The 13,952-nt window shown below is 73.4% G+C and carries 14 protein-coding genes; 4 read left to right on the top strand and 10 right to left on the bottom strand.

Annotated elements, in window-relative coordinates; translation table 11 throughout:
* Positions 1-9 precede the first annotated feature (9 nt).
* From IR170_RS17615 to IR170_RS17585, 7 genes are all read right to left on the bottom strand, one after another.
* Positions 10-606, bottom strand: coding sequence for a PTS glucitol/sorbitol transporter subunit IIB (locus IR170_RS17615; RefSeq protein WP_082500121.1), 597 nt, complete (start codon positions 604-606; stop codon positions 10-12).
* Positions 603-1,229, bottom strand: a complete 627-nt coding sequence (srlA, locus tag IR170_RS17610) for a PTS glucitol/sorbitol transporter subunit IIC (protein ID WP_082500122.1) — start codon at positions 1,227-1,229, stop codon at positions 603-605. Before srlA ends, IR170_RS17615 begins: the two co-directional genes overlap by 4 nt.
* 152 nt (positions 1,230-1,381) lie before the next feature.
* Positions 1,382-1,786 (bottom strand): transcriptional regulator GutM, encoded by a 405-nt coding sequence (locus tag IR170_RS17605; protein ID WP_056863484.1) that lies wholly within the window; start codon positions 1,784-1,786, stop codon positions 1,382-1,384.
* A gap of 1 nt (position 1,787) precedes the next feature.
* On the bottom strand, positions 1,788-2,774 hold the full coding sequence (locus IR170_RS17600) for a sugar-binding transcriptional regulator (protein ID WP_193666231.1): 987 nt from the start codon (positions 2,772-2,774) through the stop codon (positions 1,788-1,790).
* Between the two features lie 204 nt (positions 2,775-2,978).
* On the bottom strand, positions 2,979-4,298 hold the full coding sequence (locus IR170_RS17595) for a dihydrolipoamide acetyltransferase family protein (RefSeq protein ID WP_193666230.1): 1,320 nt from the start codon (positions 4,296-4,298) through the stop codon (positions 2,979-2,981).
* A complete protein-coding gene (locus IR170_RS17590; protein ID WP_193666229.1) occupies positions 4,298-5,323 on the bottom strand; it encodes an alpha-ketoacid dehydrogenase subunit beta in 1,026 nt (341 codons plus the stop codon). Before IR170_RS17590 ends, IR170_RS17595 begins: the two co-directional genes overlap by 1 nt.
* Before the next feature lie 43 nt (positions 5,324-5,366).
* Positions 5,367-6,344, bottom strand: coding sequence for a thiamine pyrophosphate-dependent dehydrogenase E1 component subunit alpha (locus IR170_RS17585; RefSeq protein WP_319805145.1), 978 nt, complete (start codon positions 6,342-6,344; stop codon positions 5,367-5,369).
* Positions 6,345-6,552: 208 nt separating this feature from the next.
* Between IR170_RS17585 and nirD the strand changes: the two genes are divergently transcribed.
* Positions 6,553-6,924, top strand: coding sequence for a nitrite reductase small subunit NirD (gene nirD / locus IR170_RS17580; RefSeq protein WP_193666227.1), 372 nt, complete (start codon positions 6,553-6,555; stop codon positions 6,922-6,924).
* A gap of 21 nt (positions 6,925-6,945) precedes the next feature.
* On the opposite strand, the gene ispF is transcribed toward nirD, so the two are convergent.
* Positions 6,946-7,473 carry a 2-C-methyl-D-erythritol 2,4-cyclodiphosphate synthase gene (gene ispF, locus IR170_RS17575; RefSeq protein WP_193666226.1) on the bottom strand — a complete coding sequence of 176 codons (528 nt, stop codon included), beginning with the start codon at positions 7,471-7,473 and terminating at the stop codon, positions 6,946-6,948.
* Between the two features lie 31 nt (positions 7,474-7,504).
* On the opposite strand from ispF, the gene IR170_RS17570 reads away from it, so the two are divergent.
* Positions 7,505-9,067, top strand: a complete 1,563-nt coding sequence (locus IR170_RS17570) for a molybdopterin-dependent oxidoreductase (protein ID WP_319805144.1) — start codon at positions 7,505-7,507, stop codon at positions 9,065-9,067.
* 3 nt (positions 9,068-9,070) lie between these two features.
* Here IR170_RS17570 and IR170_RS17565 read toward each other — a convergent pair whose 3' ends face one another.
* Positions 9,071-10,390 (bottom strand): C39 family peptidase, encoded by a 1,320-nt coding sequence (locus tag IR170_RS17565; protein WP_193666225.1) that lies wholly within the window; start codon positions 10,388-10,390, stop codon positions 9,071-9,073.
* 85 nt (positions 10,391-10,475) lie between these two features.
* On the opposite strand from IR170_RS17565, the gene cysS reads away from it, so the two are divergent.
* On the top strand, positions 10,476-11,894 hold the full coding sequence (cysS, locus tag IR170_RS17560; protein ID WP_193666224.1) for a cysteine--tRNA ligase: 1,419 nt from the start codon (positions 10,476-10,478) through the stop codon (positions 11,892-11,894).
* Positions 11,884-12,837 carry a 23S rRNA (guanosine(2251)-2'-O)-methyltransferase RlmB gene (gene rlmB / locus IR170_RS17555; RefSeq protein WP_193666223.1) on the top strand — a complete coding sequence of 318 codons (954 nt, stop codon included), beginning with the start codon at positions 11,884-11,886 and terminating at the stop codon, positions 12,835-12,837. The genes cysS and rlmB overlap by 11 nt, the downstream gene beginning before the upstream one ends.
* Before the next feature lie 10 nt (positions 12,838-12,847).
* Here rlmB and IR170_RS17550 read toward each other — a convergent pair whose 3' ends face one another.
* Positions 12,848-13,906, bottom strand: coding sequence for an aldo/keto reductase (locus IR170_RS17550; protein WP_193666308.1), 1,059 nt, complete (start codon positions 13,904-13,906; stop codon positions 12,848-12,850).
* Positions 13,907-13,952 lie beyond the last annotated feature (46 nt).

The following is a 13,952-nucleotide window of genomic DNA, read 5'->3' as shown; positions in this document are numbered from 1 at the left end:
GGTGGTGGGTCAGCTCGAGGCGCTGTAGAGGCCGAAGCTGGCGAAGTAGGCGATCACGACCGACAGCGGACCCGTCACCAGGCGTGAGATGAGCACGGCGGGCACGCCCACCTCGACGGTCTCCGGCTCCGCCTCGCCGAGGGCGAGACCGACGGGGATGAAGTCGCACCCGACCTGCGGGTCGATCGCGAACAGCGCCGGAAGTGCGTACTGCGGCGGGATGTCGCCCTCGCCGATGCGCGTGCCGAGGATGACCCCGACGACCTGGGCGATGACGGCTCCCGGGCCCAGGACGGGGGAGAGGATCGGGATCGAGCAGAAGACGCTGATCGCGAGCAGACCGAGCAGGTTGCCGGCCAGCGGCTCCACGAGGTGGGCCAGCAGGTCGCCGAGTCCTGACTCCTGGATGATGCCGATCAGCACCGCGATGAAGGCGATGAACGGCAGGATGTTGCGGATGACGGTCTCGATCGTGTCGCGACCCGACTGGTAGAGCGTGTTGACGACTCCGCCGACGGACTTGCCGACACCGACCAGGGCGCGGTTCACGGCGTCGACGCTCTTGCCCGAGCCGCCCTTGTTCGGGGTGGGGGTGGTGGTGCTCATGCCGCGACCTCCTGGGTGGTGCCGCGGCGCGAGAGCATCCGGGCGGTGATGAGCTCGGTCAGGATGCCGCGGATCAGGATCACCACGAGGCCGACCAGCAGGTAGCGGACCGCGAGGTCGCTGGTGCCGAGCCCCAGGGTGGTGATGCCGGCGGCGATGCCGAGGTAGACGAACAGCTCACCGGCGTTGGCGTGCGGGAAGATGCCGGTGATCGGGTGCACGAAGCTGACGGCCGAGTCGTAGAACGCCGGCTTGTAGCGCTCGGGCAGGAAGCGCCCCATCGTGTAGCACATGGGGTTGGTGAGGAAGAAGACCGACAGCATGGGGAACAGCAGGTAGCGGACCGGGTACCACTGGACACCGGGCCGCGCGGCGTACTCGCCGAGCTTGTCGATGCGCTCGGGCCCGATCCAGCGGATGAGGGCGTTGACCGCGGTCAGCAGGACGATCAGGGTCGGCAGGATGCCGGTGACGAGGCCGACGAAGACCTCGCCGCCCGCCTGGAACAGCCCGATGAACCACTCGGCGCCGTGGGCCAGCGCGCCGAAGACGCCGGACGGCTCCTCGATCTGGGGATCGGCGGCGAGCGGCAGCAGGGCCGCGGCCGTGAAGGTGAATGGCATGATGGAACTCCTCGTCGAGTAGGCCTCCCTCAGGAGGGCCAGTCGGTGATGCTTGCCCGGCATCGTGTGTGTGGTCGGCGGGTGGGCCCGCTCGACCGAGGTGCCTCTCGCCGGCTCCGGGCTCCACCCCGGGTCCGGTGAGAGTGGTGCTGCTAGGCCGTGGCCCGAGCCGCCGTCCTGTCCCGCGCCCGCAGGAGCTCGACGGCCTGGCGGGCCGCGTCGCGCTGCTGTGTGGAGAGCGTGGGGAAGTCCTTGTCGCCGAGGACGTGGTTGGTCCTGGCGTCGATCAGCGCGGGCACCGGTCGGGCCCGGGCGAAGGTGGTGAAGCCGCGCAGCGTCAGCGCCTCGCGGATGATGCCGTGCTCGTCGACGGCGAGCGCCACGAAGGCACGGCCGCCGCGGTAGCGCCGACCGGCCGCGCCGACGCTCACCGTGCCCGAGCGGCGCAGGTCCCGCACGGCGGCGTTGAAGGCCATCGACTGCTTGTAGGCGAGCAGCAGCTGCACGGCCCAACCGGCGACGACGGCGGCGAGGACGAGGATCCATGAAGCGGGCATCTCAGGCACCTCCGGTGCTGTCGGGGCGGGTGCGTGCGGCACTGATGAGGCCGCGCGCGAGGGTCTCGTCGCAGACGAGCGAGTCGATGAGGTGGCCGCGCAGTGCTCCCAGGACGCCGGGGATCTTGGCCCGGCCCCAGGTGACGCCCACGACGTGGGGGATCTCGAGGAGCGTGGGCAGGTCCACACCGAGGACACGGTCGTCGACCGCGCCCTGGATCGGTCGGCCCTCGGCGTCGTAATAGCGCGCGGCGACGTCACCGACCGGGCCCGCGGCCCAGAAGGCGTCGAGCTCGGCCGGGGCGAGGTTCAGGGACTCCAGGATCGCCGACGACGACCCGTGGGTCGGGGTGCCGATGCCCACCAGCGCGAGGTCGGCCCGGGCGGCCTCGGTGAGCGCGTCGGAGATCGAGGACTCGCCGAGCAGCGCGTCACGTGAGCGTCGCGTCTCGAGGGTCGCCGGCGCGTGCAGGAACCGGTACTCGGCACCGAGACGCACGGCGAGCTCGCGGACCAGCTCCTGTCCGCTGATCTCGTTGCTGATCGACGACAGGCCTCCGACGAGCTGGACGAGCGACAGGCGGTGGTGCTCGGTCTGGGCGGTCGTCGCGTAGACCATGGCCTGCAGGGCCTGACCCCAGGAGAGGGCCACGGTCATGGCGTCCTTGAGGTTGTCCAGCAGCAGGCGCGCCGCCTGGGTGCCGACCTGGTCCTCGATGCGCAGACCCGCCACGAGGCCGGCGTGGGCCACACGCACGTCACGCAGACCGAACCGGTCGCGCAGCTCGTCCTCGAGGTCGTGGACGCGTCCCTCGGGGTCGTTGATGCGGATCTCGACGATGCCCTGGTTCTGCGCCTCGGTGAGCATGCGCGACACGTTGGACCGGCTCGTGCCCAGGGCGTCTGCGACCTGCGCCTGCGAGCGGCCCTGGACGTAGTACATCCGGGCCGCGGCGAGCAGCATCGCGGGATCGCGGGGAGTGGGCATGTTCACCTCTGTGCGGAAGGTCGATCACATATGTGCTCGATCATGTAAGCGTGTGAGCCGGGTCACGTCAAGGGTCGAACGTGATCATCTTGGGAACGGTCGGGCGCGGTCGGCAGGAAACGGGCTGCGGGGCGGGGGGATCCGGGCGTGGGGCGCGACCGAGGGCGCGACCGCCCGGGTCGGGCGGTCGCGCCAGCGGCGGTCTCAGAGTGCGCCGTCGAGCCGGTGCTGGATCCTCTCGAGCAGCTGCGCGGCGTGCGCCCCGTCGGCCACCCGGTGGTCGACCGTCAGGCCCGCGTGGAGGGTCAGGGCCAGTCCGACGCCGCCGGGCACGGCGACCGGACGCTGTGCGATGCCGCCGAGGCTGAGCACGCTCGCCTGCGGCGGGGTGAGCAGTGCCTGGAAGCGGTCGACGCCCATGCCCCCGAGGTTGGAGAGCGAGGCGTTGGCCAGCCCCATGTAGCTCGGGTCGAGGCGTCCGGCGTGGGCGGAGGTGACGACGGCGCGGATCTCGCCGTCGAGATCCGCCGCGGTGTCGACGTCGGGCTCGGTGAACGTCGGCACCAGCAGTCCGCGGTCGGTGGCCACGGCCAGCGCGATCGAGGGCGGCGTGGAGGGGCCGGGCCGACCGTCCTCCCACCGGCTGAGCAGCTCGGGCACCTCGCGCAGCGATGCGGCGTAGGCACGCAGCAGCACGGTGGTCCAGGACAGCCGCCCGCGGCGAGCGTCGGCGGCGTCGAGTCGCAGCTCGCGCCACACGGTGAACTGCGGCACCGCCGCGCTCGGGGCCATCGCGCGGGCCACGGCGACCCGGATCGCCGTACGCCGGTCCTGCGGGGCCTTGGCCGGCCGGGAGGGCACGTCGGTCGTGCTCGGCGCCCGGGGGTCCGCGGGTGCGGGGGCAGCGGGGTCGGCGGTCGCGGCGGGCGTGGCGGGCGTCGGAGCCGCGGGGGAGTCCGTCGCCGAGGCGACGAGGGCCTCGATGTCGCCGACGCGCACGAGCCCCTCGGGCCCGGTGCCGGTGACGGCGCCGAGGTCGATGCCGTGCTGCCGGGCCAGGGCGCGAGCCCGTGGGACCGCGGCGACCGGTCCGGCAGGCGCTCCCTGGTCCGCCTCGGGTGGGGCGAGCGGGGCCCGGGTCTCCGCGGCCAGCGTGGTCGAGGGGGCCTCGGCGTCCGGGACGCCGGTGTCCGGGACGCCCAGGTCGCCGGGGTCCGTCGAGGGGACGGCCGGCTCGGGCTCCGGGTCCGGCTCGGACAGGAGGTCGCCGAACGCGCCGCCGTCGTCCTCACCCTCGACCCAGGCGATCGGCTCGCCCACGTCGACCAGGCCGGTCTCGACCACGATCTCGACCAGGGTGCCGGAGACGGTGCTCTCGACCTCCATGTCGACCTTGTCGGTCATGACCTCGCACACGACGTCGCCGGTCTCGACGGCGTCGCCGACCTTGACCATCCAGGACGACACCTCGCCCTCGGTCATGGTCATCGACATCTTGGGCATGCGGATGGCCAGTCGTGCCATCAGGACTCCTTCATGAGCGTCAGGGCCGCATCGACGATGTCGTCGACCTGTGGCACGGAGGCGCGCTCCAGCTGTGGCGCGTAGGGGATGGGGGCGTCGAGGCCGCTGAGGCGGCGCACGGGAGCCAGGAGGCGGTAGAGCGTCGGGGACTCGGTGATGCGAGCGGCGATCTCCGCGGTGAAGCCGGCATGGCCCGGCGCCTCCTGGACGAGCAGGGCGCGCCCGGTGCGGGAGACGTCCTCGAGGATCGGGGCGTCGTCGAGCGGGGTGAGGGTCCGCGGGTCGAGCACGGAGACGTCCACGCCCTCGTCGGTCAGGACGGCGGCGGCGTCGAGGGCCCGGGAGACCATCACGCCGGTGGCCACGACGGTGAGGTCGGCGCCCCTGCGGTGCACCGCCGTCCGTCCGAGCGGGACGCGGAGCGGCTCGACGGGGACCGGCCCCGACGTGCGGTAGAGGAGCTTGTGCTCGAGGAAGATGACCGGGTTGGGGTCGTCGATGGCCGAGAGCAGCAGGCCCTTGGCGTCGGCGGGGGTGGCCGGCATGACCACCTTGAGCCCCGGCACGTGCGCGAACCACGCCTCGAGGCTCTGGGAGTGCTGGGCGGCGGCGCCCGTGCCGGAGCCGAGAGGGGCTCGCAGCACCATCGGCACGCTCGCCGCGCCCCCGAGCATGTAGTGGATCTTGGCGGCCTGGTTGACGATCTGGTCCATCGCCTGGTTGGTGAAGTCGGAGAACTGGATCTCGACGATCGGACGCATGCCGGCCAGCGCGGCGCCGACGGCGGCGCCGACGATGCCCAGCTCGGAGATGGGGGTGTCGCGGATGCGCTCGCCGCCGAAGCGGTGGAAGAGGTCGCCGCTGACGCCGAAGGCTCCTCCGTAGACGCCGATGTCCTCGCCGAGCATGAAGACGCGGTCGTCGGCCTCCATGGCCTGGCCGATCGCCTCGCGCACGGCTTCGGAGTAGGTGAGGTCGCGCTCGCCGGCGGTCGGTGCGCCCGGGTCGAGGGTGGTGCTGGTCATGGTCGTTGCTCCTGTGCGGTGGGGTCGGGTGGGCCGCGGCGGGTCAGGCCGGGGCGAAGACGGCGTCGAGGAGGTCGGAGGGGTCGGCGTCGGGCGCGGCGTTGGCGGCACGCACGGCCTCGCGCATGGCCTGCATGGCCTCGTCGCGCACGGCCTGCACGGCGGCCTCGTCGAGGAGCCCGCGCTCCTGGACGACGGCCTCGAACCGCACGATCGGGTCCAGGGCCCGCCACTCGGCGATCTCCTCCTTGGTCCGGTAGAGGTTCTTGTCGGACTTGGAGTGGCCCTTCCACCGGTACGTGACGTTCTCGACCAGGGTGGGTCCCGCGCCCGAGCGGGCCCGCGAGACCGCGTCGGCGACCGCGGCGTGGACCGCCTCGACGTCGTTGCCGTCGACCGTGACGCCCGGGATGCCGTAGGCCGAGGCGCGGTCGGCGACGTGCGCGACCGCCATCGACTTCTCGGTGGAGAAGGACATGCCGTACTTGTTGTTCTCGCAGATGAAGACCACCGGCAGCTTCCAGATGGCCGCCAGGTTGACCGCCTCGTGGAAGGCGCCCTCGTTGGCCGCGCCGTCGCCGAAGAAGCAGGCCACCACGCGGTCCTCGCCGCGCAGCTGGTAGGCCAGCGCGGCGCCCGTGGCGATCGGGATGCCGCCCGCGACGATGCCGTTGGCGCCGAGGTTGCCGGTGGCGACGTCGGCGATGTGCATGGAGCCGCCCCGACCACGGCAGTAACCGGTCTCCTTGGCCAGGAGCTCGGCCATCATCCGCGTCAGATCGGCCCCCTTGCCGATGCAGTGTCCGTGCCCGCGGTGGGTGGAGGTGATGGCGTCGTCGCTGCGCAGGGCCATGCAGGCGCCGGTCGCCGACGCCTCCTGGCCGATCGAGAGGTGCATCGTGCCGTGCATGAGCCCGCGGGCGAAGAGGTCGTCGACCGCCTCCTCGAAGCGGCGGATGGTCCACATGGTCAGCAGCGCGTGACGCGCGCGTCCGGCGTCGGCGAGAGGGGCAGAGGTCACGGGAGGCTCCTTTGCACATATGTGCATATGTCAGTCACGGATGTTCAGACTGTAGGTGACTCAGGTCACCGTCCACAAGAGGTCGCCGCGCAGGAAGGGTTTTCACGCCCGTAACACGGCGAAACCGGGACCGAACACGCCAGACCTAGCGTCGACGGGGTGAAGGAGGCACCTCCATGGCGATGACTCGGCCCGCCGGAGGGCGCGGATGACCCCGCGTCCGGCACGCGCAGCCAGCCACGACGAGTGGCAGCCGGTCTGCCGAGTCGTGGACCTCGAGGTCGACCGTGGCGCCACCGCGCTGGTCCACGGCCAGGCCGTCGCGCTCTTCCGGCGCGCTGACGACACCGTCTACGCCCTCGGCAACCACGACCCCTTCGCCAAGGCCTCGGTGCTCGCCCGCGGGATCGTGGGCCAGCGCTCCGGGGTGCCCTTCGTGGCCTCCCCGGCGCACAAGCACGCCTTCGACCTGCGCACCGGCCGCTGTCTCGACGACCTCGGGGTCTCGGTGCCGGTCTACTGCGTCAAGGTGCTCGACGGCGTCGTGCACGTCGGGCACCGCAAGGTCGACGCCGCCTGATCCGGCCGCCGAGGCCCGGGGTCACTCCTGCTGGTGGGCCGTCCGTCGTGTCGTCTCCTGGCCCAGCCCCTGCAGCAGCGCGGTGGCGACGGCCGCGACGCCCTCGCCGCGCCCGGTGAGGCCGAGGCCGTCGGTGGTGGTGGCCGAGACCGACACCGGGGCGCCCACGGCGGCGCCGAGCGCGGCCTGGGCCTCGGCGCGGCGCGGGCCGACCTTGGGCCGGTTGCCGATGACCTGCACGGCGACGTGGGTGATGGTGAAGCCCGCCTCGCGGACCCGTCGCGCGGTCTCGGCGAGCAGCGTGGCCCCCGAGGCGCCGGCCCAGGCGGGCTCCGCGGTGCCGAAGTGGGAGCCGAGGTCGCCGATACCGGCGGCCGAGAGCAGTGCGTCGCAGCAGGCGTGGGCGGCGACGTCGGCGTCGGAGTGGCCCTCCAGCCCGTGGGTCTCCTCGGGCCAGGCCAGCCCGGCCAGGTGCATCGCACGGCCCTCGACGAGCCGGTGGACGTCGGTGCCGATGCCGACGCGGGGTCCTGACGGGGGTTCGTGCACGCGATGATGATGCCTGAGCCACAATCAAGAGGTGGAACGCCCCCGTGACCTCTGGCCCCCGGCCGGCCTCGTCGCCGGCTGGGCCGGCCTGCTGACCAGCTACGCGGCGGCGATGCTCATGACCATCCGCGAGTCGCCGGTCGTGGCGATCGCGGAGCTGGTCATCCGCCTCACGCCCGGCCCGGTGGCCGAGCGGGCCATCCGCTTCCTCGGCACCTTCGACAAGCCCTTCCTGGTGCTCGTCATCCTGCTGCTGGTCTCGTGGCTCTTCTGGGGCACGGGTCGCCTGGCGCGCACCCGCTGGTGGGCGCCGGTGCTCATCTACTCGCTGCTCGCGGCGCTCGCCGCGACCGCGGTGCTGCTCCAGCGCAGCGCCGGCTCGATCGACCTGGTGCCCGTCGCGGTCGGCTACGTCACCTGGGTGGTGTGCCTCTCGCTGCTCACCGAGCCGCTGCGCCGCGCCGAGCGGCTCACGGCCGCGGCCGCCGAGGTCGACGGCACCGACCCGGTGGCGCAGGGCGCCGACCGCGGGACGCGGCGTACGTTCCTGCTGCGGGCGGGGTTGATCGCCGGCGTCGGTGTCGTGCTCGGCGTGGCCGGGCGCGTCCTCGGCTCCGGGCGGCGCCACGTGGAGGAGACCCGGCGGCTGCTCAAGCTCGACGGCGTCACGGAGCCGACGCTGCCGACCGGGGCGCGGCTGCCGGTGGAGGGCATCTCGTCGTGGATGACCCCGAACGACGACTTCTACCTCATCCACACCGCCATCGTGGTGCCGACCATCGAGCCGGTCGACTGGTCGCTGCGCATCCACGGGATGGTCGACCGCGAGGTCGTCGTGACCTACCAGGACCTGCTCGACAGCGAGACCACCGAGGCCTGGATCACCCTGAACTGCGTGTCCAACCCCGTCGGCGGCACGCTCATCGGCAACGCCTGGTGGAGCGGGGTGCGCGTCGCCGACCTGCTCGAGCGCGCCGGGGTCCAGGACGGTGCCGACTGCGTGCTCCAGACCTCGGAGGACGGCTGGAACTGCTCGACCCCGCTGGCGGCCCTCACCGACGGGCGCGACGCGATGCTCGCGGTGGCCATGAACGGCAAGCCGCTGCCCATCGACCACGGCTTCCCCGTGCGCACGATCGTGCCCGGGCTCTACGGCTACGTCTCCGGCACGAAGTGGGTCGTCGACTACGAGGTCACCCGCTTCGAGGACGTCGACGCCTACTGGACCCAGCGCGGCTGGGGCGAGATGGGCCCGGTCAAGATGTCCTCGCGCGTCGACGTGCCCGCCTCCGGGGCCGAGGTCGCCGCCGGCGAGGTCCGCTTCGGCGGTGTCGCCTGGTCGCAGCACACCGGCATCTCGGCGGTGGAGTTCAGCGTCGACGGCGGACCGTGGCTGCCCGCCGAGCTGGGCCGGGTGCCGAGCGAGGACACCTGGGTGCAGTGGACCGGCACGGCCGAGGTCGAGCCGGGCGACCACCTCGTGCGGGTGCGGGCCACCGACGCCGACGGCCTCGTGCAGACCGCCGTCGAGCGCGACGTGCTGCCCGACGGGGCCACCGGCCTCGACGCCCGCGACTTCACCGCCTCCGCCTAGGGCTCACCAGTTGGAGTGCTCTCCCGGCGCGGGCAGGGGGTGCTCGGCGTCGGTGACGAGGTAGGCCAGCCCGCCGGAGGTGGGCAGCCAGGCGTCCTCGAACTGTCCGCGGTCGTAGGTGCGGCGCACGCCGGTGCGGTCGCGGGCGGCGGGGTCGTTGACCACCACGTCGCCCGAGGCGGTGAAGCCCACGATGACCAGCAGGTGGCCGTTGGAGGCCGAGATCGGCGCGCCCGAGAGCTCGCCGGAGCCGAAGGAGATCGAGGCGATCACCGGGATGCCCGCCTTGATCATCAGCTCGGCCTCGCGCAGCGAGCGCAGCCGGGTCACGAAGGCGCCGCCGCCCTCGGGCGAGGTCGTGTGCAGCGCGGCGAAGGCGGTGTTGAAGGGCCAGTTGCCGGTGCCGTCGTAGGCGTGGTCGTAGGTGCTGCGGGCGGCGGCGTCGACCCACGGGTCGACGTGGCCCTCGCCGACCCAGGAGTAGGAGCCGGGGGAGGGCAGGGCGTCGTAGTAGGCCAGGACCATCGAGGTCGAGGTGGGGGAGCACCACGCCTCGCCGCCGCCGCCCCACTGCGGGTAGTGGCCCTGGTGGATCATCTGGGAGTAGCGGGGCACGTCGAGCACCACGCCGCGGGCCACGCCGGGCCGGGAGGTGGTGACGTCGCCGGTGGGCAGCCGCGAGGACATCGCCCCGACCGAGCCGAAGGACGGCGCCTTGGTCGACGCGCCCGCGCGCCGCATCAGCGAGACCCGCACCTGCCAGGCCGCCATGCCGGCCGTGCCGCCCACCTTCCAGGTGTCGACGTCGACGGAGGTGTCGTCGTCGTCCTGGCCCGAGACGGTCGTGCGCTGGACGAAGCGGTCGTCGGCGGCCCAGCGGCCGAGGGTGTCCCAGCCGGTCACCCTCCCGGCGGGGCCGCGGCCGCGGACCTCGACCTCGACCCAGCTGTCGCCGGGGGTGCGCGCCTCCCACGAGGCCACGAGCTGGGTCAGGCCGAAGCCCGGCTCGACCCAGCGGCCGGTCCAGCGGCCCACGTCGTAGGTGCGCCCGCCGTAGCCCCGGGTGGCCACGGGCTCGCCGAGGAAGACGCGGTCGCGGGCGACGCGGGTGCCGGCCAGCTGTCCCGCGCGGAAGGCCTTCGCGCCCTCGAAGCGGGTCTGGTCGACCTGCCGGGTGCCGGCGCGCCGCTCGGCCGGCGCCGGGTCCGCCGACGCGGAGCCGGTCGCGGCGGTCGCGGGCGCGGGGGCCAGCGGTGCGACGAGGGCGGCGCCGAGCAGGGCGCCGAGCAGGCGGGAGGCGGCGGGACGGCGGGGAGGACGCATGTCGCCACGATAAGTCACTCCCGTCACAGCAGTCACAGGATCCGGGGATGCGCCGGGCGGGGCCCCGCGCTCCTAGACTGGGCCCGTGACGCTCAGGCTCTACGACACCGCGACGCGCGAGGTGCGCGACTTCGTCCCCCTCGTCGAGGGTCGGGCGGGTCTCTACCTCTGCGGTCTCACCGTGCAGTCGGAGCCGCACGTCGGCCACGTGCGCTCGGGGGTGGACTTCGACGTGCTCCAGCGCTGGCTGCGCCACAGCGGCTACGACGTCACCTTCATCCGCAACGTCACCGACATCGACGACAAGATCCTCACCAAGGCCGCCGACCAGGGCCGGCCCTGGTTCAACCTGGCCTACGCGATGCACCGCGAGCTCGACCGCGCCTACGCCGCGCTCAACGTCGCCCCGCCGACCTACGAGCCCGCCGCCACCGGCCACGTGCCGGAGATGGTCGAGCTGATCGGCGCGCTGGTGGAGCGCGGCCACGCCTACGCCGCCGCCGACGGCTCGGGCGACGTGTACTTCGACGTGCGGTCGTGGCCGTCCTACGGCGAGCTGACGCGCCAGGGCATCGACGACATGGAGGCCGCCGAGGACGCCGACCCCCGCGGCAAGCGCGACCCCCGCGACTTCGCGCTGTGGAAGGGCCGCAAGGCCACCGAGCCGGAGACCGCGTCGTGGCCCAGCCCGTGGGGCCGCGGCCGGCCGGGCTGGCACATCGAGTGCTCCGCGATGGCCGGCAAGTACCTCGGCCCCGCCTTCGACATCCACGGCGGCGGCGTCGACCTCCGCTTCCCCCACCACGAGAACGAGCAGGCCCAGTCCCGCGCGGCCGGTCACGCGTTCGCGTCGTACTGGTTGCACAACGCGTGGATCACCACCGCCGGCGAGAAGATGAGCAAGTCGCTGGGCAACACCCTCTCGATCCCCTCAGTGCTCCAGCGCGTGCGCGGGGTGGAACTGCGGTTCTACCTCGTGGCCGCCCACTACCGCAGCCACGTGGAGTTCAGCTTCGAGGCGCTCGACGAGGCCGCCCAGGGCTTCCGACGCATCGAGGGCCTCCTCGACCGCGTCGCCGCCGCCGGCGGGCCGGTCGAGTGCGGGGACACCCTGCCCGCGGCCTTCGTCGCGGCGATGGACGACGACCTCGGCACCCCGGCGGCGGTGGCCGTGCTCTACGACGCCGTGCGCGAGGGCAACCGCCAGCTCGCCGCGGGCGACCACGCCGGCGCCCGGGAGCTCGCGGGCGGGGTGCGCGCCATGCTCGCCGTGCTCGGCCTCGACCCCGCCGACCCCGCCTGGGGCCCGGCCGCGGGCGCCGACGACCAGCTCACCCATGCCGTCGACGTCCTCGTCGCCGGCCTCCTCGAGCAGCGCGACGCGGCCCGGGCCGCCAAGGACTGGCCCACGGCCGACGCGCTGCGCGACCGGCTCAAGGACGCCGGCATCGCGATCGAGGACACCCCCGACGGACCGAAGTGGAGCCTGACCGATGCCCGGTAATTCCCAGCGCAAGGGCGCGATCAAGAAGACCGGCAAGGGCAACCCCACCGCCGGCTCCGGCGGGCGGGTCCGCCGCGGCCTGGAGGGGCGCGGCCCCACGCCCAAGGCCACCGACCGGCCCTACCACCAGGCCCACAAGGCCAAGAAGCGCGCCGAGAAGTCGGCCGAGCGCACGCCGCAGAAGCGGCGACGCACCGGCTCGACCGACATCGAGTGGATCGCCGGGCGCAACTCGGTGGTCGAGGCGCTGCGCGAGGGCGTGCCGGTCACCGGCGTCTACGTCGCCGAGGGCGCCGAGCGCGACGGGCGGCTGCGTGAGGCCTTCGCCCTGGCCGCCGAGAAGGGCATCAGCCTGCTCGAGGTCGGCCGCCAGGAGCTCGACCGCCTCACCGCCGGTGCGGTCCACCAGGGCCTGGCCGCGAAGATCCCGGCCTACGAGTACGCCCACGCCGACGACCTGCTCGACCGCGCCGAGGAGGCCGGTGAGAAGCCGCTCATCGTGGTGCTCGACCAGGTCACCGACCCCCGCAACCTCGGGGCCGTCGTGCGCAGCGCGGCCGGCTTCGGCGCGCACGGCGTCGTCATCCCCGAGCGTCGCGCCGCCGGCATGACCGCGTCGGCCTGGAAGACCAGCGCGGGCGCCGCAGCGCGCATCCCGGTGGCCCAGACCGTCAACCTCGTGCGCCAGCTCAAGGCCTACCAGGACGCCGGCTGCATGGTCATCGGCCTGGCCGCCGACGGCGACGTCACGCTGCCCGAGCTCGACCTCGCCGACGGCCCGCTGGTCGTCGTGGTCGGCTCGGAGGGCAACGGCCTCTCCCGCCTGGTGTCGGAGACCTGCGACCAGCTGGTGTCGATCCCCATGGCCAACCAGGTGGAGTCGCTCAACGCCGGCGTCGCCGCCTCCGTCACCCTCTACGCCATCGCGCAGGCGCGCGCCTGACCCAGGCGGGTCAGGCGGTGCGCCGCCGACGCAGGAACGGGTCCTCCAGCGAGGGCGGCACGTAGCCCCGGTCGGCGGTGGCGAGGTCGGTGCCGGGCGGCACGATCTCGTCGATGCGGTCGAGCACGTCGGGGGTCAGCCGCACCTCGACGGCACCCAGCTGGGTCTCCAGCTGCTCCATGGTGCGCGGGCCGATGATCGGCGCGGTCACCGCCGGGTGCTGCAGCACGAAGGCCAGCGCGAGGTGGACCAGCGTCAGGTCGAGCTCCTCGGCGAGCAGCGCGAGCTGCTCGACGGCCTCGAGCTTGCGCTGGTTGGCGGGGTCGGTGAGGTCGTACTGGCCCGCGCGCAGGCGCGAGCGGTGGTTGTCGGGGGCGTCCTGGCCCTGGCGGAAGCGGCCGGTGAGCCAGCCGCCGTTCAGCGGGCTCCACGGGAGCACGCCCATGCCGTACCTCTGCGCCACCGGGAGCAGGTCGCGCTCGATGCCGCGGGCCAGCAGCGAGTACGGCGGCTGCTCGGTCACGAAGCGGCCCAGACCGCGGCGCTCGGAGGTCCAGTGGGCCTCGACCACCTCGTGGGCGGGGAAGGTGGAGCAGCCGAAGGCGCGGATCTTGCCGGCGCGCTGGAGGTCGGTGAGGGCCGCGAGGGTCTCCTCGACGTCGGTCTCCCGCTCGGGGCGGTGCACCTGGTAGAGGTCGATCCAGTCGGTGCGCAGGCGGCGCAGGCTGTGCTCGACCTCCTGCACGATCCAGCGGCGCGAGTTGCCGCGCTGGAGCGGGTCGCCGCCGGGGCGGCCCATGTCGACGTCCATGGGGCCGTGGAACTTGGTGGCCAGCACGACGCCGTCGCGGCGCCCGCCGGAGAGCGCCTTGCCGACGATCTCCTCCGACTCCCCGCGGGAGTAGACGTCGGCGGTGTCGACGATGGTGATGCCCGCGTCGAGCGCGCGGTGGATGATGCGCGTCGACTCGGCGTGGTCGGGCTCGCCCCAGGCGCCGAACATCATCGCCCCCAGGCACAGCGGGCTCACCTGCATGCCGGTGCGACCCAGGCTGCGATACTGGGACATCGAGGGCGTGGGCTGCTGCGTGCTGTCGGGGGCGGTGTCTGCTGCG

Origin of the sequence: Nocardioides kribbensis, from assembly GCF_015070375.1 — a bacterium.
Taxonomy (GTDB): Bacteria; Actinomycetota; Actinomycetes; order Propionibacteriales; family Nocardioidaceae; genus Nocardioides; species Nocardioides kribbensis.
Note: the sequence above shows the minus strand (reverse complement) of the source record. Positions and strands in the feature narration are given on the sequence as shown.